Here is an 18,825-nt window from a genome sequence, read left to right as displayed (position 1 = left end):
GGAGCACCGCTATTGCTCGCGCGGGTTGACACGCTCGGACGACTTGCGCCTTGATGCGCGCCCTCCGCAGGCCGCCCTGAGGCGCTCTCGGCGGCGGCGCGGCGGAGCGCAGCAGTGAGCTTCTTTTAGGAATCGTGGAGATCGGATCGATGAGCCGTGTTCTTCGGCGGACCGCTTGGTTCGCCTGCGCTGGGGTCGTTCTGCTCGCCGGGTGCGGCGGCTCCTCGCCCGCGCCGCTGCCGGTAGAGGCCAGCTTGAACGGTGAGGGCGGCGGGAGCGATGGAATCGAGAGCGGCGACGCAGGGACCGGGGGCGCGGGCGGCGGGACGAGCGTCGATTGCGACGCGCTCTCGGCCGAGCTCCAGGCCGCGCTCGACGCGGCCGTGGAGGACCAGCGGCTCCCCGGCGCGGCCGCCGCCGTGAGCCTCGGGGCGTGCAGCTGGCGCGGCGCCTCCGGGGTGGCCGACGCAGAGGCGGAGATCCCCCTGCGGCCCGATGATCTCTTCCGGGTAGGAAGCATCACCAAGACCTTCATGGCGACCCTGGCGCTGATGCTGCGCGCCGAAGGCCGCCTGTCGCTCGACGATGCCGTCTCCGAGCACGTGGAGGGCGTCCCCGGCGGCGACCAGATCTCCGTCCGGCAGGTCCTGAACCACACGAGCGGGCTCTACGATTTCACGCAGAGCGACGCGTTCTGGTCCGCGGCCCTCTCCGACCCGGAGCGCGCGTGGGCGCCCCGGGAGCTCATCGAGATCGCCGCGTCGCAGCCGCCGTATTTCGAGCCTGGGGAGGGCTTCGCTTACTCCAACACGAACTACATCATCGCTGGTCTGATCCTCGAAGCCGCGTCGGGAGAGCCCGTCGGCGAGCTGCTCCGCGCCCGGATCCTGGAGCCGGCTGGGCTCGCGCGCACCTACCTCGACGGCGCCGAGGCGGCCCTGCCGGGCCTCGTGCACGGCTACGGGGTCGACCGGGGAAAGCTCGTCGACACGACCTCCGCGGCGGATCCGTCGGCGGCCGGCGCGGCGGGCGCCCTGGTCTCGACGACCGACGACCTCACGCGCTTCTACCGCAAGGTGCTCGGCGGCGAGCTGCTCGGCCCAGCCGAGCTCGCGGAGATGACCACCTGGGTGGACGCGAGGCTCGGCGAGGTCACCGGGTACGGGCTCGGGCTCTCCCGCCGTGAATCCCGGCTCGGCGCCCAGGTCGGGCATGACGGCGGTATCTGGGGCTTCACGTCCTCGTCCTATTACGCGATCGACAGCGACGCTTCGATCACCGTGCTCGTCAACCTCGAGGTCGGCGACGCGGGCAGGATCGTCGACGATCTGGCGGATGTCCTGATCATGCCCTGAGCCGGGCGGGGCGCGGTCGCCGCGCGCCCGACACCCGCGATCGTGCACGCCGGAGCCGCGAGCCCCGGGCGCCGACGGCCGTTTGCACACTCGCGCCTCCGTCGGCCGGCGCGCCCTGCGCGGAGGCGGGGCTCTCGGGAGTCGACGCCGCGGCGCGGGGCGCCAGTGATACGCCGCGAACGGGCCTCACGCTTGCATCACGACGGACGCAGCCTGGATGGGGGATGCCCATCAAGCGGCTCGCATTGCAAAGGAGTCCATGATGAAGCTGGTGAAAGCGCTTGGTGCGCTGGCCCTGTCCGGCGTCGCCCTCGGCACGACGCAGCTCGCTGCGGCGGAGACCTCGACACCGATCCAGGATCTCGTGATCGTCGAGGAGACGGCGAGCCCGGATCTCGACGCCTCCCGGATCGTGGCCCCGTATGGCTACCGTCCGTACGGCGTTTACGGTTACCGGCCGTATGGCGGTTTCGGCTACCGACCGTATGGTGTCTACGGCTACCGTCCGTATGGCGGTTTCGGCTACCGTCCGTACGGCGGTTTCGGCTACCGGCCGTATGGCGCTTACGGCTACCGTCCGTACGGCGGTTTCGGCTACCGGCCATACGGCTACCGGCCGGGTTTCCGGCCGTACGGCTGGTATCGGCCGTGGCGCTCGCTCTCCTCGGAGGCCGAGTCGGCTCCGGGAGGGGATATTCCCACGCCTGCGGTGAGCCTCCCCGACGATCGCTGATGGCGCGCTGCTCGCAGGGCCGAGGCGCCGAGGCGCTGCCTCCGCGCCTCGGTGCCGCGCGGCTGCACAGGGCCTGCGGGCGCGCGGCGTCGGGAGGGATCCTCATGGGTGGAAGAGCACGGAGTCGCGGGCGCACCGTCCTGATCGCGGCCGCCGCCGCAGTGCACCTCGGGTGCGTCGTCCTCGGGGCGCTCCACGTCGATCTGCAGAGGGCGGGGCGGCTCGGCGGGGTGATCGCCTATCATGGCGCGCTCTCCGGCGCCGACAGCGGCTACAACTTCTTCGCTCCCGCGGTCAGCGCGCTGCCCTGGGCCAGGTTCCAGGTCACCGACGCGAGCGGCGCGGCCCGCGCCGAGGTGCTGGAGTCCGGAGCCAACCACGAGGCGGATCTCCGCGTCAGGAGCATCCTCTCGCTGTTCTTGCAGGCGCAGGACGAGGCGCTGCGGCGGTCGCTCGTCGCCTCGTGGGCAGGCAAGATGTTCGCGAGGCACCCGGGCGCCACGAGCGTGGTCGTCCGGCTGGAGATCTGCGATTTGCCCCCGATGCAGGAGTACCGCGAGGGCCGCCGGCCCGCGTGGAACCTCCTCTATCGGGCGAAGCTGGTCCAGCAGTCCAGGGGGCCGGCCGCCCGGCAGAACAGCGGCGGTGAGCCGTGATCGGGCCGATCGGGATCTCCTGCAGAGCGGGGCTCTCCCGCGTCGCCTCGCGCGTCGAGCGCTTCGCGCTCGCGCCTGCGTCCGCGGAGCCCCTCGCGGCGCTCCGCATCGGTCTCGCGACCGTGCTCCTCGTCCAGGCGGCGCTCGTCGCGCCCGCGCTCTTCGAGCTCTACGGTCCAGCAGGCATCCTCCAGGGCCCGCTGCGGGAGGCCTTCGCCCAGATCGAGCTGCCGGGGATCGGCTGGCTGGCCGAGCGGCTCGGCCCGCTCGGGATCGGCGAGACATCGCTCCTCGCATGCGTCGGAGCCGTGTACGTGCTCTCCCTCGCCTCGCTGCTCTGCGGGTTCCGGACGAGGACCTCTGCCCTGCTCGCGTGGATCACCCACAGGATGCTGATGGTGACGGCGGACGCGACCGTTTACGGCGCGGATCTCTTCGCCAACATCTTTCTCTTCTATCTCGTCTGGATCCCGTCGGGCGCCGCGCTGTCCGTCGATCGGTGGCTGCGCGGGCCGAGCCGCGCGGCCGCCGAGCCGACGCCGGCCGCGCGGCTCGGGCTGCGCGTCGTCCAAGTGCACCTCTGCATCGCGTACCTGGCCAGCGGGCTGGAAAAGGCGTCGGGCCCGTCGTGGTGGAACGGCGAGGCGATCTGGCGCTCGGTCATGCTCCCGGAGTACCGCCAGCTCGATTTCTCCTGGTTGGCCTGGCACCCGTGGATCGCGCAGGCCGCGGGGTGGGCGGTGCTCGCCGTGGAGATCGGGTACGCATTCCTCATCTGGCCGCGGCTCACCCGGCGCGCCGTCATCGTGGCCACGGCTTTCCTGCACCTCGGGATCGCGGCGTTCATGGGGCTCGGCGTGTTCGGCGCCATCATGCCGGTGTTCACCCTCGCGGCCTTCGGCGTGCCGGCGGACCCCCGCGCCCCGTCGCCGTCGCGCGCGGCGCCGCTGCCGGACCTGCCGCGCGCGGCGGGCGGATGAGCGCGCTGGCCGCGCCCCGTCGCCGTCGCGCGCGGCCAGCGGTCGCTCTCCCTCCCGCTACGGCGACAGGGTGAGCGAGCCCTCGTCGAGCGCGATCTCGTAGTAGCCGTGATCGTTCCACTGGAGCGTGCGGCCCCCCTGCTTGAGCGTCCCGCCGCTCACCTTGACGCGCAGGTACTTGCCCGGCGGGAAGTGGGCCGGCAGCGTCCACCGCCACGTCCTGTCGCTGCCCGACGTGGTGGGCGTGACCGAGGAGAGCATCTTCTGGCCGCGCCAGTAGGCGCCGACGTTCACCACGCTGTCGATCCACACGTCGCCGAGCGCCTTGGTGTGCTGGACGTGATCGAGGAACGCCCGGAGCTGGACGGGCTGATAGGCGCCGTCGCTGCCGCCGGTGAAGCCGTGCACCAGGACGGTGCGCCACTTGTTGGCGGACCGCGCGCTCGTGACCTGATCGTCGAACATCTGCGTGGAGGCGCCGGTCGGGGGGATGTAGCAGGGCAGATTGAACGGATCGGTCGAGTCGTTCGGGCCGATGAGCGCGTTGGCCACGCCGCGATTGATGAGGAAGCGCGACCGAGCGATGTTCCCGTACACCGACGAGCCGTTCGGGGCCGCCATCGTCCACACCTTGACGCCGAACTTGCTCTCGATGAACTGCGTGGCCGCGTCCGTGTCGGCGCCGCTGTCGTTGCTCGAGTGGCTCTTCGTGTGGTTGCCGAGCTCGTGCCCGTCCGCCACGGCCCGCTGCCACACCGGGTTGTTCGATTCGCTCTTGCCGGTCTGGAGATAGAAGGTGAACGGCACGTCGAGCGCGTTCAGCTGGTCGTAGTTCTGGATCTGGCTCGAGTTCGAGTCGTCGAAGGTGTACGAGACGGCGCCCTGGAAGCCCGCCCAGTTGAGCACGACCAGGTTCCCGGGCGAGCCGGTCGGCTTCGGCACGCCGCCGCCCGGCGGGACCGGGAGCCCGGAGCTCCCGCCCGTGCTCCCGCCACCGCCGCCTGCGCCGCCACCGCCGCCTGCGCCGCCGCTGCCCCCCGCGCCGCCGGAGCCCCCTGCGCCGCCCGCGCCGCCGCTGCCGCCCGCGCCAGAGCTGGCCGAGGAGCTGCTGCTCGAAGCGCTGCTGCTGCTGCTGCTGGAGCTCGCCGAGGTCGAGCCGCCGGTCCCGCTGCCGGTGACGGACACGAGCGACGGCCTGCCGGTGCCGTTCGCGCAGAAGCCCCAGCTCGTCGTCGCTCCCGGGCCCAGCGTGCCGTTGTAGGTCTCGTTCGAGGCGACGAGCTGCCCGCCCGACGACGTCGTGCGCGCGCCCCACGCGTTGCTCACCGTGGAGCCGTTGAGCGCGACGGTCATGCCCCAGGCGGTGGTGGTCGTCCGGGTCGTGTTGCTGGTCGTGTTCTTGAGGGTCACGTTCGCGCAGTACCCCGTCGACCACTGCGACTGGAGCGCGAGGTCCGCCTCGAGCACTGAGTCCGCGCTGCTGAGATCGCCCTCCAGCGATTCCATCTCGTCGCCCTCGCCGTAGGGGTCCCCGACGCACGCGAAGAGGAAGCAGGCGAGCGAGACCGAACCGTAGCCCAGCAAGCTGGTAAGACGCATAAATTTCTCCTTGGAGCGGCCAGGTGAGCCGCAAGGTAATCGGCAAAGATGCTCAAGTAAGAATCTTACGTCAGCGTTTTACGCGCGGAGCGGGTAGCCCCGCGCATTGGGGAGTATGCCCGGTAAACGGGTCTTTGATCACGATCTACGATGGTTGGAGATATCCATGTATTCAGGACGCGCACCGAGGCTGCGATCGTCGCTGGGTGTGAGCGTGACGCGGTGTCGCCGGCAGCGACGACCCAGGCGCGCGGGCCCCGTCTCCACGCCGCTCATGATCCGAGCCTCGCGCTGTGTCAGCGCACCCTCTTGCCGACATGGGGCGTCCCATCCTTGCGGACGTAGCCGTCGGGCAGAGCTCGCAGGTCGATGTCGGGGTACTCGGCCACATCGCCGGGGACGCTCGAGCCGATCTCCAGCAGCACGGCCTCGCGATCCGAGCGGTTCTGGAGGTGGTGTCCGTCGGGATCTCCCGCGCGGAACCCGGCGCAGTCGCCCGCGCGCAGCACCTCTTCGCCCCCGTCCGTGACCAGCACCACCTCGCCTTCCAGCACCATGACGAACTCGTCTTCTGAATGGTGCCAGTGACGCTGGCTCGACCACTGGCCGGGAGGCAGGCGAAGCAGGTTGACGCCGAACTGCGTCAGCCCCGCCGCCTTGCCGAGCCGCCACCGCGCCCGCTCGCGGCACGGGGCGTCGTACGGCGCCGGATATGCGGTGCCAAGGCGCGTCGGGGCCTGAGAAATGTCGATCTTCTTCATCGGGAGTAGCCTCCTTGTGGACCGGATTGGCGCGAAGCTTACCGAGGAAGAGCGATCGTCGCTACCGCCGAGGCGCTCTTCAGAGCTTCGCCGCCACGAGCTGGGCGAGCTCTACCATCCGGTTGGAGAAGCCCCACTCGTTGTCGTACCAGGCGAACACCTTCGCGAAGCGATCCCCCATCACCTGCGTCAGCGTCGCGTCGAAGATCGACGAGCGAGGATCGCCCAGGTAGTCGCTGGAGACGAGCGGCTCTTCGGTGTAGCCGAGGATGCCGCGCAGCGGACCCTCGCTGGCGCGCCTCATGGCCGCATGGATCGCGTCCTTCGTGAGCGGCCGGGTGCTCTCGAACGTGAGATCCACGACGGAGACGTCCATCGTGGGCACCCGCATCGACAGCCCGTCGAACCTGCCGGCGAGCGCCGGCAGGCACTCGCTGAGCGCCTTGGCGGCGCCGGACGAGGTGGGCACGATGTTCTGCGCGGCGGCGCGGGCGCGGCGCAAGTCGCCCTTGCGGTGCGGCACGTCCAGCAGGGCCTGATCGTTGGTGTAGGAGTGCGTGGTCGTCATCAGCCCGCGCTCGAGGCCGAAGGCGTCCAGCAGCACCTTGGCCACGGGGGCGAGGCAGTTGGTGGTGCAGGAGCCGCACGACAGGATGGTGTGCGCCGAGCCGTCGTACTCCTCGGTGTTGACGCCGAGCACGATCGTCGCGTCGTGGCCCTTGGCGGGGGCGCCGATGATCACCTTGCGCGCGCCGGCCGCGAGGTGCGCGGCCGCCTTGTCGCGATCGGTGAACACGCCGGTGCACTCGAGCACGATGTCCACGCCGAGCTCGCGCCACGGGAGCTTGGCCGGATCCTTCTCGGCGAGCACGCGGACGGGGCGCTCGTCGATCAGCAATCGCCCCTCGGCGGCGACGGCGCGCCGCTCGGCGCGGCCGTGCACCGTGTCGTAGTTGTAGAGGTGAGCCAGCGTCTCGGGGCTCGCCATGTCGTTGAGCGCCACGAGCTCGATGTCTGGAGCGCCGCGCTGCGACAGGGCGCGCACGATGCAGCGCCCGATGCGCCCAAAGCCGTTGATCGCGATTGTCTTGCTCATTGGCGAGCCTTCCTTCGTGGTTGGGGGCGGGAGGGCCGCCCCGGGCGAGGCTCGTCGCCGCGCGCCGCCTCGTCGGGGGCGGGAGGGGCGCCGAACGCCGCGAACAGCTTGTAGGTAATGCGATCGAAGTCATCAAGATCGCGCTCGTCCAGCGCGGAGACCACCTGCGCCGCGAAGCGGCCGCGCGCGTCCACGACGCGCCGGCGCATGCGCTCCCCCGCGGCCGTCGGCGGCGCTACGTCGTCGCGACGAGCAGCTCTTCGCCGTTCACGGGCCGGAGGCCGTCGGCCCTCCCGGCGAAGTAGCGCTGGGCCAGGCTGGCCGCCGAGACGTGCCGCGCGTCCTTGAAGCCGGCGTCGCGCGCGAGCGCCAGGATCTCGGGCGGCGTGAAGAAGCTGAGGAAGGGCGTGCCGGCCGCTCGCGCTCCCTTGTGCGCCCACTCGGTGGCGGGGCGCACCTCGGGCTCGACGAGCTCGAGGGGCAGCATGAACGTCAGGGCCAGCGTGGAGCCCGGCGCGAGCCCGGCGACCTGGCGCAGCGAGGCGAGGTTCGCGTCCCTGGTGAGGTACATGCTGACGCCCGCGGACGCCACGACCGCCGGCTCGGTCGCGTCGAAGCCCGCGCTCGCGAGCTGCTCCCAGAGGGAGGCGCCCGCCTCGAAGTCGACCGGCACGAGCCGCAGCCAGTCCGGGACGCCGAAGCCGAGCTCGACGAGGCGCTGCCGCTTCCAGGCCTGAGGGCCGGGCCGGTCGACCTCGAAGACCCGGAGGCGAGAGGCGATGTCCGGCCGGCGCTGGGCGAACGTGTCCAGACCGGCGCCGAGGATGACGTACTGGCGGACGCCGCGGCCCGCCTGCTCCACGACGAGGTCCTCGATGAAGCGAGCGCGGGCCACGATGGAGGCCCGGAAGCGGCTCGTGGCTCCTGGGTTCATGTCCGGACGCTGGCGCCAGCCGTCGTCCGGGTCGGCCAGCTTCAGGCCAACCTCGTCGTCGAGGACGTGCGGCGGCGCGTCGATCTGGACGTGCATGGCGCGCCACAGGGCCACGCGCACCGCCGTTGCATCTGCTCCCGTCATCGGCTTTTCAGGCATGATGTTCCTCTCGTCTACTTTGCCGCCGCGAGCGGCGCTTGCACGCTGAGCGGACGACCGTCGGGGTCGGCGAGCAGCATCTCGAGCGCGCGCCAATGCTGCGGCTCGAACGGGCGAAGGACGGCGCCGGCGCTCGGCGGCGAGAACCGCGCGGGGTCGGCCACGGCGACCACCGGCAGGACCTGCAGCGCACGGTCGCGCGGCCGCTCCGCGACGAAGATGTAGGGACCGCCGCGGGGGTGGCGCAGGCGGCCCGAGTGGTGATCGGTCTCGAAATCGAGCTCGTAGCCGAGGCCCCGCCAGAACGCGACCGTCTTGCCCCAGTTGTGGGTCTCGATGAGCAGGCCCTCGATGCCCTCAGTCTCCATGCTTCCTCCGCTTGCGTCGCTGCTCGTCGAGGTAGGCGCGCAGCGCGGCGGCCACGATCGCCGAGAGCGACTGCTCGGTGTCGACCGCGTGGTGCTTGACCTCGCGAATCAGCTCGATCGGCAGATACACGTTGAACTGCTTCACGTCGTCCGCCATGTGCAGACCGTTATAGGATGCTAGCATGCTAACGTCAAGGCCATCCGGGGGCGCGACGCGAATGCGGCGACGTCTCGCGCCGTCGCGTCACGCCGAATCGGGCCGGCCCCGCGTCCCCTTGAAGGGCCGGTCCCCGCGTGCGATCCTCGCGCGGCCACGAGGGCGACGCCGGAGCGACGGCGGAGGCGATCCTGGGCTCGTACGGGCCGCCGCCTCGGTCGTTCTGGGTAACGGCGCCGTTCCTGGTGCTGCTCCAGCGGCGCGGGGCGAGCGGGCCCTGCCTGGCGGCATGGGTCGAGAGCACGGCCTGGATGGAGGTGCTCGGCCCGGTGCCGCCGCCGCCGCCGGGGTGGGGACCGCCCGCGGGGTTCGGGCCGCCCGGGTTCGGGCCGTCGCCGGGGTTCGGGCCGCCGCCGTCCGGCGCGGCGTGAGAGCGCTTGACAGACTGAACCGGTTTTGTTCTCCTGCGCTCCTACAACGCACCACGGCCCGCGCCCAACGCCGCGGCCCCGGACAGCCGTGCCCGACGCCAGCGCGGATCGCCTCCACACCACCGCTGGGCGCCTCGATCGCGGAGACCGGTGATCCACCCTCCCGGACGCGGGACCGCGCGGACCAGCTCGTGGGCGACAAGGAGCCATTTATGCGAAAACCTTTGTTCTTGGGCCTTGGCGCATCAGGTATCCTCGCCCTTCTCCTGATGGGGCTCGGGTGCGATTCATCGAGCGGGTCCTCCTCCGGCACGGGGGGCGACGGCGGCTCCGGCGGCCAGAGCGCGACGAGCAGCGGGAGCGGCGCCGGCGGCGCCAGCGCCTCGACCGGCTCCGGCGGCGCGGCGGACGGCGGGGGCGGCGCGGGCACCGGGGGCGACGCGGCGGGCACCGGCGGCTCGGGCGGCGGCGCGACGCCGGCGCCGGCCTGGGACTGGACCGGCATCGTCGGCACGGGACAGAGCCTGTCGGTCGGCGCGGAGGCGAACCCGCCCCTCGGGACGCGGCAGCGCTTCGGCAACCTCAAGCTGTCCCTCGGGAACGCGGGCGTGCCCCCGTTCGATCCGGAGAGCAGCGCCCTCTCCCTGGTGCCGCTCGTCGAGCCCATCCGCCCGTTCGCGACGACGTACCCGAGCGCCTACCCGAAGAACCTCTACGGCGAGACGCCGCACACGGCGATGGCCGATCAGATCTCGTCGCTGGCGAAGGCCGCGATGATCGGCGACCACGTCACGGTGCACACGGTCGTCGGCGAGAGCGGGCAGCCGATGAGCGTCCTCCGGAAGGGCGCCGCCGAGGTGGTCAGCGGCGACACGACCATGGGCCGCGCCTACGCGGCGACGCTGTTCGAGGCCGAGGCGATCGCGAAGCTCGCCAGCAAGGCCGGCAAGACGTTCGGCGTCGGCGCCATCATCATCACGCACGGCGAGTCCGACGCCGGCAGCCCGACCTACGAGGACGATCTGGTCAAGCTGTGGTCCGACTACAACCAGGATATCCCGCCGCTCACCGGGCAGACGCGGAGCATCCCGATGCTCGTATCCCAGCAGCACTCGGTGCACCTCGAGGTGGGCTCGCGGTCGACGTCGACCCTGGCGCAGTGGCATGTGGGCGTGAGCCACCCGGGAGACATCCTCTGCTCGGGTCCGAAGTACCAGTATCCGTACGCGAACGATCACATTCACCTCAACGCGAACGGGTACCAGCAGCTCGGCGAGAAATACGGCCAGGTCTACTTCGAGAAGGTCGTCCTCGGGAAGGACTGGCAGCCGCTCCAGCCGACGCGGGTCGAGCGCAACGGCAACGTCGTCACCGTGCACTTCCACGTCCCGGTGCCGCCCCTCGTGTGGGACACGGCGCTGCCGTCTCCCCACCAGACGGCGCTCACCGAGTGGGCGCAAGGCCGCGGCTTCGAGCTCTGGAGCGGCAACACCCGGATCGAGATCACCGGCGTCGAGATCGACGGCGATTCGGTCGAGATCACGGCGCGGAACCTCCCCGCTTCCGGCGTGATGGTCGGCTACGCGGCGACGACCGACGGCGAAGCGAACGCGATGCCGGGCGGCACGACGCGCTGGGGTCAGCTGCGCGACTCGGACCCGTTCGTCGGCTCGGTCACGGGCAAGGCCCAGCCGAACTACAGCGTCGCGTTCGAGATGAGCGTTCCCTGAAGGTCGAGATCAACGTCCCCTGAAGACGCGCGGCGCCGCGCCGAGGCGAGCCGCTCCGAAGCCGATCCTGTCCACGGCGGCCCGCGCGCTGGTCGTCGCGGCGGGCCCTGGCTTCGGCGGAGCGGCTCGCCTGGCCATCGCGGGCGCAGGCAGGGCAGGGGACGGCGCGAGCGACGCGGCCGGGCGCGGGGCGCGCGTCGGCGATCGGGCGCGCTTGACAAGACAGACCTGTCTGTCTTAATCATGGGCGTGAGCGACGCCCGGAGCCACATCCTCGAGGTCGCGGAGCGCCTCTTTTACGCGGAGGGCTACCGCGCCGTCGGCGTCGATCGCTTGATCGCCGAGGCGGGCGTCGCCAAGGCCACCTTTTATCGCCACTTCCGGACCAAGGACGAGCTGCTCGTGGCGGTGCTCGACGCCCGCGACGCGCGCTTCCGCGCGTGGCTGGCCGGGCGCGTCGAGGCCCTCGCGAGCGACCCGCTGGATCGGCCGCTCGCGGTCTTCGACGCGCTCTCCGAGCGGTTCGCCGCGAACGACTTCCGCGGGTGCGCGTTCCTCAACACGATGGTCGAGGTCGCGAGCCGGAGCCACCCCGCCCACGAGGCGTCGCAGCGCCATAAGCAGCGTCTCATCGACTATCTCGAGGGGCTCCTGCGCGAGGCCGGCGTGCCGGACGCCGCCGCGCTGGCGCCGCAGCTCCTGCTTCTGATCGACGGCGCGACGGTCACCGCCGTCCGCGAGGGGGGACCGGGCGCGGCCGCGCGCGCGCGTTCCCTCGCCGAGGTGCTCCTCGCCACCGCGCGGCCAGGGAGGCGACGACGATGAACCAGATCCCGAGTGTCCCGATCATGTCGGTTCGGCATGCCGAGCAGCCCTCGATCCCTCGCCGCGCCGGCGCGGAGCCCCGCACCGGCCAGCGGTCGGCGCGCCCCCCGCGGACGCCGCCGGCGCGCGGGGCCGCCCTCGCCGCGCCGCTGCTCGCGCTCTCGCTGACCGCGTGCGCGCCGGCGAACCGCGCCGACGCCAGCGCCCCGCCGGCCGCCGCATCGGCCGGCGCCGGGCCGGCCGACGGCCCGGCGGCCGCCGCCGATGCCTCGAGCGGGCGCCTCCAGTGGCGCGGCGGTCCGACGGCGATCCTCGAGCGCGACGGGCTCCGGCTCCTCACCGATCCCGTCCTCGGGCCGCGCGGGCCTGTCGCGTTCGTCCTCCCGAAGCACCCGTCGACCGGCGTCGAGAACGCGCCGGTCGCCCGCTACACGGATCCTCCCGCCGAGCCGCTCGGGCGACTCGACGTCATCCTCCTCAGCCACAACCACGCCGACCACTTCGACGCGGTCGCGAGAGAGACCCTCCCGAAGGACGTCACCTTCGTCCTCCCGCCCGACGCGGCCGACGCCGCGCGCGCCGCGGGGTTCACCAGGCTGACGCCGCTCGACTGGGACGGCGAGACGGTCATTCCGACCCGCGCCGGCCGCCTCCGGATCCTCGCCGTCCCGGCGAACCATTCCCACGATGCGGCGCTCGACGCGACGCTCGGAAAGGGCAATGGGTATGTGCTGCGCTGGGAGGGCGCGACGCCTTATTCGATCTACTGGACCGGCGATTCGGTCTTCACCGAGCCCATGCGCGCGGTGGCGGCCCGGTTCGCGCCCATCGACCTATGGCTGCCGCACCTCGGCGCGGTCGGCGTCGACGGCGCGCGCGGCCTCCGCACGATGGACGCCGAGGAGGCCGTCGCCGCCGCGGCGCTCCTCCGCCCGCGCCACGTGATCCCGATCCACCACACCACCTTTGCCCATTACCGCGAGCCGGTCACGGCGTTCGTTCAGCGCGCCGCGACGAAGCGCCTGCCCGCGCACATCCACGTTCCGACCGACGGCGCGTGGATGCCCCTCCCGCGCTGATCCGGCTTCGGCGCGCCCGCGGCGCCGCATCGCGGCACGCCGGGCGGCGAGCGGGCTCTGCCGCTGGCGCCGTCCGTGCGACGCGCGTGCGCATGATACGATGAGGCCGTGCGCACGTTGTCTCGCCTCGCGCTCCTCGCCGCCGCGGCGCTCGCGGCCTGTGCTCCTCCTGCGCCGCCGGCGATGCCCCTGTCCGACGCCCCCGCCGCCGAGGAGCCCGCGTCCGGGGCCGCGGCGGCGCCCGGCGCCGCGGAGAGCCCCGCGGTCCCGGAGAGCCCGGAGCAGAGGGCGGCGCGCCTGCGCGCGGCGGCGATCCTCGTCGACGGCCACAACGGGATCCCGTCTCCGTTCGTCGGCGGCGCGTTCGATGTCACCAACCTGAGCCGCGAGGCCGCGCGCGCCGATCTCGAAAGGCTCAAGGCGGCCGGCGTCGCCGGCGAGCTCTTTCCGATCCACGTCGGCGCGCTCTCGGGGCAGCAGGCCGGCCTGCGCGGCGGCGCCGCGCGCCGCGCGCTCGATCTCATCGACGGGATCCACCGGCAGATTGAGCGCCACGGCGCCGATCTGGTGCTCGCCAGGAGCGCTCGGGACGTGCGGCGCGCGAAGCGCGAGGGCCGGGTCGCCGCGCTCATGGGCATCGAGGGGGGACACGCCATCGAGAACTCCCTGTCTGCGCTGCGCTCGTTTCATCGCCTCGGCGTCCGCTACATGGCCCTCACGCACCTCAGCACGAACGACTGGGCGGACTCCGCGGGCGGCGCCATCGAGCCCGCGATCGCGCGCCACCGCGGCCTCTCGCCCTTCGGCGAGGAGGTGGTGCGCGAGATGCAGCGGATTGGCATGCTCGTCGACGTCTCGCACGCGTCCGAGGCCACGTTCCGGGCCGCCCTGCGCGTGGCGAAGGCGCCGATCATCGCTACTTCCTCGGTCCGCGCAGAGGCCCACCACCGCCGCCGCCTCGGCGACGACCTGCTGCGCGCGCTCGCGACGAACGGCGGTGTCGCCATGGTGGACTTCTGGGCTCTCTTCCTCGACGAGGCGTATGCGGAGCAGGCAGGGCGGTTTCTGCAGAAGCACGGGGCGCGCCTCAAGGAGCTGAGCGAGCGCGCCCCGGGCGACGCGGCGAGCGCCCGCGGCGAGATCGAGAAGCTCAGGGCCCAGGAAGCGCCGATCCAGCTGCCGTCGAGCGCGCGGATCGCCGACCACATCGACGATCTGGTGAAGATCGCCGGGATCGACCACGTGGCGCTCGGCTCGGATTTCGACGTCGATGGCGCGCTCCCGGGCGGGCTCGCCGGCATCGACGGGCGCTCGACGATGACGCTGGAGCTCGTCCGACGGGGCTATTCGGACGAGGACATCCTCAAGCTCCTGGGCGGCAACTTCCTGCGGATCTTCGAGCAGGCCGAGGCCTACGCGGCCTCGACCGAGACCTCGCTCTCCGGCGACGGCAGCACGCGGCAGCTCACCGCGGCGGAGCTGCCGGCGCCGGAGCCGGCGGCCGTGGTGGATCCGAGGCCGCTCTTGCCGCCTCCTGGCCCGCCGCCCCCGGCGCCCGCCGTGGGCCCGAAGGCCGCGAAGCCCCCGAGCCCGCCGGCCCCCCCAGGAGGCATGGACCTCATCATGGCGCGTTGAGCGCCTTCAGGGCCCGTGCCGCTGCCGATCGAGCCAGTTGTCGGGCCAGGGAGCCGGGATAGATTTCAACGCAAAGGCGCAAAGGCGCAAAACAACAATGTTATTTTTTTGCGTCTTTGCGGTCTTGGCGCCTTTGCGTTGAAATCTCTCTCCTCGCGCGGGGCAGGATCTCTGACCCGCGGTATCAGGAGGCGCTCTGCTTCCCTCGCGCTCCAGAGCTGCTCGGCTCGTGCCGGGCGGTGGCCTCCGTCTCGAGGCGATGCAGGCGCTGCTCCTCGGCGCGGAGATCCGCGCGCATCGCGGCGACGTTCCTCGGGAGCTGGTCGAGCGGGGCCGGGACCTGATCGTCGGGGCCGAGCCGGCGCAGCCGCTCCTCGGTCTCGTCGAGGTAGGCGCCGGCTCGCCGGTGCGCCGCGCGCGCGGCGGCGAGGAACTGAAAGCGCCACGAGGACGAGGACGCGGCGCGCTGGGCGCTGCCGAGCCACGCCTTCATCGCCGTGAGCTGGGCCGCGCCCCCGCGGATCGCCGCGAAGATCGCGTCGAGGTAGTCGGCGCCCGGCGGATCGGAGCTCACGGCCTCGCGCCCCGGGCGCGAGGGCCCGCCGCCAGTGCCGCGCCGCTCGGGCCGGCCACCTCCGGAGGAGCGGGCTCGCTGCGGCCGCGAGGCCGGCGGCCCGCGCCGAGGTCGTGTCGCCGAGGTGCATTCGGGAGGGTCATCGTTCCATCGAGCGTGCGGGCGCCTCCAGGCGCAGAGCAACTCTAACGAGTTCTCCTCGACCGCGCGAGCGTCAAGCCCCGCCGCGGCTCCCAGGGCCCGCGCCGGGCCCGCGGCGACGATTCCCCGGGGGCAGCGAGCCCGAGCGGCGGCCGCGCGTGTGGGCTGGAGGAGGAGAGCGGGAGAGCCCCCGAGCACGAAAAGGGGTTGCCCGGGACGGGAGATTCGACGAAGGTTTGCGCCGTGAGCCAGGATCCCGCCGCGTCGCGTCCACCGTTGCCGCCCTTCACCGCCGAGACCGCCGCCCGGAAAGCGCGGCTGGCCGAGGACGCCTGGAACAGCCGGGAGCCCGCGCGCGTGGCCCTGGCGTACACCGTCGATAGCCGCTGGCGGAACCGGGCCGAGTTCTTCCAGGGCAGGGAGGCGATCGAGGCGTTCCTGCACCGCAAGTGGCAGCGGGAGCTGGACTATCGCCTGATCAAGGAGGTCTGGGCGTTCACGGGCGACCGGATCGCGGTGCGCTTCGCCTACGAATGGCACGACGACAGCGGCACTTGGTACCGGTCCCATGGCAACGAGCAATGGGAGTTCGACGCACATGGGTTGATGCGGCGGCGCGAGGCGAGCATCAATGACGTGCGCATCGCGGCGGAGGACCGGAAGTTCCACTGGCCGCTCGGGCGCCGTCCGGACGATCATCCGGGGCTGACCGAGCTCGGGTTGTAAGGAGGGCCGCCGATGTCCACCTCTCCGAACAAGCCCGAGATCGCCACGGCCTACGATCGCTGGTCCGCGACGTACGACAACGACCCCAACCGGACCCGCGAGCTCTCGGCTGCCGTCCTCCGGGAGCGGGGCCTGGCGCTCGCCGGCCGCGACGTGATCGAGATCGGCTGCGGCACGGGGCTCAACACGCAGTGGCTCGCCGAGCGCGCCGGGAGCGTCCTCGCGCTGGATTTCTCCGAAGGGATGCTGCGGCAGGCGAGGGCGCGCGTGGGCTCCCCGCGCGTCCGGTTCGCGCAGCACGACATCCGCTCTCCCTGGCCGGCCGCTTCCGGCTCGTCCGACGTGGTGATTGCCATGCTCGTGCTGGAGCACATCGAGCATGTCGACGCGATCTTCGCCGAGGCCGCGCGCGCCCTGCGGCCTGGCGGCGAGCTCTTCCTGTGCGAGCTGCACCCCACGCGGCAGATGCGCGGAGGTCAGGCCAACTTCTTCAACCGGGAGACGGGCGAGCCCGAGCGCGTGCCCGCGTTCCTGCACGACGTCTCCGAGTACGTGAATGCGGGCCTGTCGTCCGGGTACGAGCTCGTCCACCTGGGCGAGTGGCGCGACGCAGAGGCCGCCAGGAACGACCCGCCTCGGCTCCTGTCCGTTCACCTCCGGCTCCGGGCAACCTCTCCGTCCTGAGCGAACTCAACCCCGCGGGCTCGCGCGCACTGCATTGCGAGCTCGCGTCGGGGTGTGCCATGCGAAGCGAGGAAGAGCGCGAACCGCTGGCGGTGTGATCTAAAACACCGTCGCTGAGCGCTGGAATGCGTCCTGAGGTTCTGGCATGCTCGGCGTGTTTCATCAGACCACTCGAGGGAGATTGCGATGAAGCTCTATTACAACCCGCGGAGCCGCGCGGCGATCACCAGGTGGATGCTGGACGAGTGCGGCGCCAGGTACGACCTCGTGCCCATCGACTTCGAGAAGCGGGAGCACAAGGCGCCGGAGTTTTTGAAGATCAACCCGGCTGGCAAGCTGCCTGCGCTGGTGGACGGCGACGCCAAGCTCTTCGAGAACGCGGCGATCTGTCTGTATCTGGCGGACAAGTTCCCGGAGGCCCGGCTGGCGCCCCCCATCGGCTCGCCGCAGCGGGGGCGTTATCTGTCGCTGATGGTCTACTCGACCTCGCAGCTCGAGCCGGCGATGGGCGATCTTCTGATGAAGGTCGAGACGACGCCGCAGCGGGGGTGGACGAATTTCGAGACGGCCATGGACGTCGTCGAGGGCGAGCTCGGGGACGGTCCGTACCTGTTCGGCGACTGGTTCACCGCGGCCGACGTGATGATCGGCTCGATGTTCATCTGGAAGCGCCTGTGGGGCGGGCCGCCGGGTCGGCCCAAGCTGGAGGCCTACGTGGACCGCTTGATGGCGCGTCCGCACATGAAGATCTTCAAGTAGACCGCTCGCCCGTCGCCGTCCTCGCGGCCGCCGCCCTCGCAGCGCGGCGCCTCACGCCCTGCCGACGGACCCGGATGCCTTCGGTATGGTGCACACGGACGCGCACTTCGGGAACGTGCTCGAGGACGGCGACGCGCTCACGCTGATCGATTTCGACGGCTGCGCGGATGAGTGGTTCGGCCCGCGCCGAGTCGTGGGCCGACGCCGCCCCGCGCCCAACATCGTGGACCCCGGCGAGAGCCGCAAGGGGCCGTGCCCATGGCGATGGTCGGGTGGTTACGGTGTAACCGCCGTTCGCGCTCGGGCGCCGCGTGGCCGCGAAGAGCGCCGCCGTCCAGACGCACTTCCCCTCGCGATGAAATCGTTCAACGATGACGGAAATTTCGATAAGCTACGCCTCACAATCGCGGTGGAGCACGCGATCGTGCTATGTGCAGCACATGCTCGTACACCGACTAAAATTCTCTTCTTCCGCCGTCCTCGCGTGTGTGGTGCTGCTCGTCGCAGCGTGCAGTGAGGGCGCCGACTCGCAGGGCACGACGACGGGCGGAACCGCGAGCACGGCCAGCTCCGGGACCATGAGCGGCAGCGGGACAGCGGCGGGTGGCGGCGGCTCGGGCGGCTCGCCCGGCAGTTCCGCCTCGAGCGCGACCAGCGGGGGCGCCGGCGGAGCGGGCTCGGGTGGCATGGGCGGCGGATCCGACGGTGGCGGAGGTACCGCGGGCGACGGAGGTGCCGCAGGGGGCAGCGCTGGCGAGGGCGGCGGCCCGGCATTCCAGCCCTGCCCGGCGAGCGGCCCCTGTAAGATCATGCCCTTCGGCGATTCAATCACGCAGGGTTTCAACGTCGCCGGCGGCTACCGCGCCCCGCTGTTCCACCTCGCGCTCGAAGCGAACCGCGACATCACCTTCGTCGGTTCCGCCAATGATTACAGCGTGCCCATGGTGGACGGAGTGACGTTCCCGAGGAACCACGAGGGGCACGGCGGCTGGACGATCGAGGGCAACAACGGCATCGCGAAGCTCGTGGGCACCAGCATTCCGAATTACCAGCCCAACATCATTACGTTGATGATCGGAACGAACGACATCAACGGTAACATCAACATTGCGGACGCACCGAATCGCCTGGGCAAGCTGCTCGACTCGATTTTCATGCATGATCCGAACATCCTCGTGGTGCTCGCGCAGATCGTGCCGTCGAGAACGGACGGCACGAACAACGCCATCAAGGCCTACAACGCGGCCATGCCCGACCTGGTTTCGACGCGCGTCAGCAAGGGGCAGCACATCGTGCTGGTGGACATGTACACAGCGTTCACCGACGACACGAACTACAAGCAGTCCCTCCTCGCCGACAATCTCCACCCGAACCAGGCAGGGTATAACCGCATGGCCGATGTTTGGTTCCAGGCGTTGAGCCCGTACCTCCGCTGAAATCGAA

21 protein-coding genes are annotated in these 18,825 nt (G+C 71.4%); 13 read left to right on the top strand and 8 right to left on the bottom strand.

The features are described 5' to 3' along the window. Nucleotides 1-149: 149 nt before the first annotated feature. From WMF33_RS28890 to WMF33_RS28875, 4 genes are all read left to right on the top strand, one after another. Nucleotides 150-1,355 (top strand): serine hydrolase domain-containing protein, encoded by a 1,206-nt coding sequence (locus WMF33_RS28890; protein ID WP_437331647.1) that lies wholly within the window; start codon nt 150-152, stop codon nt 1,353-1,355. 262 nt (nt 1,356-1,617) lie between these two features. After that, nucleotides 1,618-2,088 carry a hypothetical protein gene (locus tag WMF33_RS28885; RefSeq protein ID WP_437331646.1) on the top strand — a complete coding sequence of 157 codons (471 nt, stop codon included), beginning with the start codon at nt 1,618-1,620 and terminating at the stop codon, nt 2,086-2,088. Nucleotides 2,089-2,192: 104 nt separating this feature from the next. After that, entirely contained in the window at nt 2,193-2,744 is a 552-nt protein-coding gene (locus tag WMF33_RS28880) for a hypothetical protein (RefSeq protein ID WP_437331645.1), read from the top strand. Then, entirely contained in the window at nt 2,741-3,724 is a 984-nt protein-coding gene (locus tag WMF33_RS28875) for an HTTM domain-containing protein (protein ID WP_437331644.1), read from the top strand. The genes WMF33_RS28880 and WMF33_RS28875 overlap by 4 nt, the downstream gene beginning before the upstream one ends. Nucleotides 3,725-3,781: 57 nt before the next feature. Here the strand turns inward: WMF33_RS28875 and WMF33_RS28870 are convergent, their stop codons facing one another. From WMF33_RS28870 to WMF33_RS28840, 7 genes are all read right to left on the bottom strand, one after another. After that, a complete protein-coding gene (locus WMF33_RS28870) occupies nt 3,782-5,323 on the bottom strand; it encodes a cellulose binding domain-containing protein (RefSeq protein ID WP_437331643.1) in 1,542 nt (513 codons plus the stop codon). Nucleotides 5,324-5,619: 296 nt separating this feature from the next. Continuing rightward, nucleotides 5,620-6,084 (bottom strand): cupin domain-containing protein, encoded by a 465-nt coding sequence (locus WMF33_RS28865; protein WP_437331642.1) that lies wholly within the window; start codon nt 6,082-6,084, stop codon nt 5,620-5,622. Between the two features lie 79 nt (nt 6,085-6,163). Then, on the bottom strand, nt 6,164-7,180 hold the full coding sequence (gene gap, locus WMF33_RS28860; protein WP_437331641.1) for a type I glyceraldehyde-3-phosphate dehydrogenase: 1,017 nt from the start codon (nt 7,178-7,180) through the stop codon (nt 6,164-6,166). After that, nucleotides 7,177-7,389: a hypothetical protein gene (locus WMF33_RS28855; protein WP_437331640.1), complete on the bottom strand. Its 213-nt coding sequence runs from the start codon at nt 7,387-7,389 to the stop codon at nt 7,177-7,179. Before WMF33_RS28855 ends, gap begins: the two co-directional genes overlap by 4 nt. Before the next feature lie 26 nt (nt 7,390-7,415). Then, a complete protein-coding gene (locus WMF33_RS28850; protein WP_437331639.1) occupies nt 7,416-8,273 on the bottom strand; it encodes a class I SAM-dependent methyltransferase in 858 nt (285 codons plus the stop codon). Between the two features lie 14 nt (nt 8,274-8,287). Then, nucleotides 8,288-8,641 carry a VOC family protein gene (locus tag WMF33_RS28845; protein WP_437331638.1) on the bottom strand — a complete coding sequence of 118 codons (354 nt, stop codon included), beginning with the start codon at nt 8,639-8,641 and terminating at the stop codon, nt 8,288-8,290. Beyond that, on the bottom strand, nt 8,631-8,825 hold the full coding sequence (locus tag WMF33_RS28840) for a ribbon-helix-helix protein, CopG family (RefSeq protein ID WP_437331637.1): 195 nt from the start codon (nt 8,823-8,825) through the stop codon (nt 8,631-8,633). The genes WMF33_RS28845 and WMF33_RS28840 overlap by 11 nt, the downstream gene beginning before the upstream one ends. Nucleotides 8,826-8,935: 110 nt before the next feature. Here WMF33_RS28840 and WMF33_RS28835 point away from each other — a divergent pair, with 110 nt between their 5' ends. The 5 genes from WMF33_RS28835 to WMF33_RS28815 all read left to right on the top strand — a co-directional run bounded on the left by WMF33_RS28835 (nt 8,936) and on the right by WMF33_RS28815 (nt 14,498). Next, entirely contained in the window at nt 8,936-9,229 is a 294-nt protein-coding gene (locus WMF33_RS28835) for a hypothetical protein (RefSeq protein ID WP_437331636.1), read from the top strand. Nucleotides 9,230-9,441: 212 nt separating this feature from the next. Further along, entirely contained in the window at nt 9,442-10,959 is a 1,518-nt protein-coding gene (locus WMF33_RS28830; RefSeq protein WP_437331635.1) for a dockerin, read from the top strand. Nucleotides 10,960-11,208: 249 nt separating this feature from the next. Continuing rightward, nucleotides 11,209-11,784 carry a TetR/AcrR family transcriptional regulator gene (locus WMF33_RS28825; protein WP_437331634.1) on the top strand — a complete coding sequence of 192 codons (576 nt, stop codon included), beginning with the start codon at nt 11,209-11,211 and terminating at the stop codon, nt 11,782-11,784. A gap of 23 nt (nt 11,785-11,807) precedes the next feature. Next, nucleotides 11,808-12,863: an MBL fold metallo-hydrolase gene (locus WMF33_RS28820; RefSeq protein ID WP_437331633.1), complete on the top strand. Its 1,056-nt coding sequence runs from the start codon at nt 11,808-11,810 to the stop codon at nt 12,861-12,863. Between the two features lie 108 nt (nt 12,864-12,971). Beyond that, nucleotides 12,972-14,498 (top strand): dipeptidase, encoded by a 1,527-nt coding sequence (locus WMF33_RS28815; protein ID WP_437331632.1) that lies wholly within the window; start codon nt 12,972-12,974, stop codon nt 14,496-14,498. Nucleotides 14,499-14,682: 184 nt separating this feature from the next. Here WMF33_RS28815 and WMF33_RS28810 read toward each other — a convergent pair whose 3' ends face one another. Next, complete coding sequence (locus WMF33_RS28810; RefSeq protein WP_437331631.1) at nt 14,683-15,072, bottom strand: hypothetical protein; 390 nt, start codon at nt 15,070-15,072, stop codon at nt 14,683-14,685. 384 nt (nt 15,073-15,456) lie between these two features. Here WMF33_RS28810 and WMF33_RS28805 point away from each other — a divergent pair, with 384 nt between their 5' ends. From WMF33_RS28805 to WMF33_RS28790, 4 genes are all read left to right on the top strand, one after another. Continuing rightward, entirely contained in the window at nt 15,457-15,939 is a 483-nt protein-coding gene (locus WMF33_RS28805) for a DUF1348 family protein (RefSeq protein ID WP_437331630.1), read from the top strand. A gap of 12 nt (nt 15,940-15,951) precedes the next feature. Then, entirely contained in the window at nt 15,952-16,623 is a 672-nt protein-coding gene (locus WMF33_RS28800) for a class I SAM-dependent methyltransferase (protein ID WP_437331629.1), read from the top strand. Between the two features lie 186 nt (nt 16,624-16,809). Continuing rightward, a complete protein-coding gene (locus WMF33_RS28795; protein WP_437331628.1) occupies nt 16,810-17,382 on the top strand; it encodes a glutathione S-transferase family protein in 573 nt (190 codons plus the stop codon). Between the two features lie 440 nt (nt 17,383-17,822). After that, on the top strand, nt 17,823-18,818 hold the full coding sequence (locus tag WMF33_RS28790) for an SGNH/GDSL hydrolase family protein (RefSeq protein ID WP_437331627.1): 996 nt from the start codon (nt 17,823-17,825) through the stop codon (nt 18,816-18,818). Nucleotides 18,819-18,825 lie beyond the last annotated feature (7 nt).

It is taken from the genome of Sorangium sp. So ce394, from assembly GCF_051474665.1.
Lineage (GTDB): Bacteria > Myxococcota_A > Polyangia > Polyangiales > Polyangiaceae > Sorangium > Sorangium cellulosum_D.
The sequence above is the reverse complement of the archived record's forward strand: the minus strand, read 5'-3'. Positions and strand labels throughout refer to the sequence as shown.

Coding starts and splice junctions, on each gene's coding strand:
- WMF33_RS28890 (WP_437331647.1), top strand. CDS start 150: ATGAGCCGTGTTCTTCGGCGGACCGCTTGGTTCGCCTGCGCTGGGGTC.
- WMF33_RS28885 (WP_437331646.1), top strand. CDS start 1,618: ATGAAGCTGGTGAAAGCGCTTGGTGCGCTGGCCCTGTCCGGCGTCGCC.
- WMF33_RS28880 (WP_437331645.1), top strand. CDS start 2,193: ATGGGTGGAAGAGCACGGAGTCGCGGGCGCACCGTCCTGATCGCGGCC.
- WMF33_RS28870 (WP_437331643.1), bottom strand. CDS start 5,323: ATGCGTCTTACCAGCTTGCTGGGCTACGGTTCGGTCTCGCTCGCCTGC.
- WMF33_RS28865 (WP_437331642.1), bottom strand. CDS start 6,084: ATGAAGAAGATCGACATTTCTCAGGCCCCGACGCGCCTTGGCACCGCA.
- gap (WP_437331641.1), bottom strand. CDS start 7,180: ATGAGCAAGACAATCGCGATCAACGGCTTTGGGCGCATCGGGCGCTGC.
- WMF33_RS28855 (WP_437331640.1), bottom strand. CDS start 7,389: ATGCGCCGGCGCGTCGTGGACGCGCGCGGCCGCTTCGCGGCGCAGGTG.
- WMF33_RS28850 (WP_437331639.1), bottom strand. CDS start 8,273: ATGCCTGAAAAGCCGATGACGGGAGCAGATGCAACGGCGGTGCGCGTG.
- WMF33_RS28845 (WP_437331638.1), bottom strand. CDS start 8,641: ATGGAGACTGAGGGCATCGAGGGCCTGCTCATCGAGACCCACAACTGG.
- WMF33_RS28840 (WP_437331637.1), bottom strand. CDS start 8,825: ATGCTAGCATCCTATAACGGTCTGCACATGGCGGACGACGTGAAGCAG.
- WMF33_RS28830 (WP_437331635.1), top strand. CDS start 9,442: ATGCGAAAACCTTTGTTCTTGGGCCTTGGCGCATCAGGTATCCTCGCC.
- WMF33_RS28820 (WP_437331633.1), top strand. CDS start 11,808: ATGTCGGTTCGGCATGCCGAGCAGCCCTCGATCCCTCGCCGCGCCGGC.
- WMF33_RS28800 (WP_437331629.1), top strand. CDS start 15,952: ATGTCCACCTCTCCGAACAAGCCCGAGATCGCCACGGCCTACGATCGC.
- WMF33_RS28795 (WP_437331628.1), top strand. CDS start 16,810: ATGAAGCTCTATTACAACCCGCGGAGCCGCGCGGCGATCACCAGGTGG.
- WMF33_RS28790 (WP_437331627.1), top strand. CDS start 17,823: ATGCTCGTACACCGACTAAAATTCTCTTCTTCCGCCGTCCTCGCGTGT.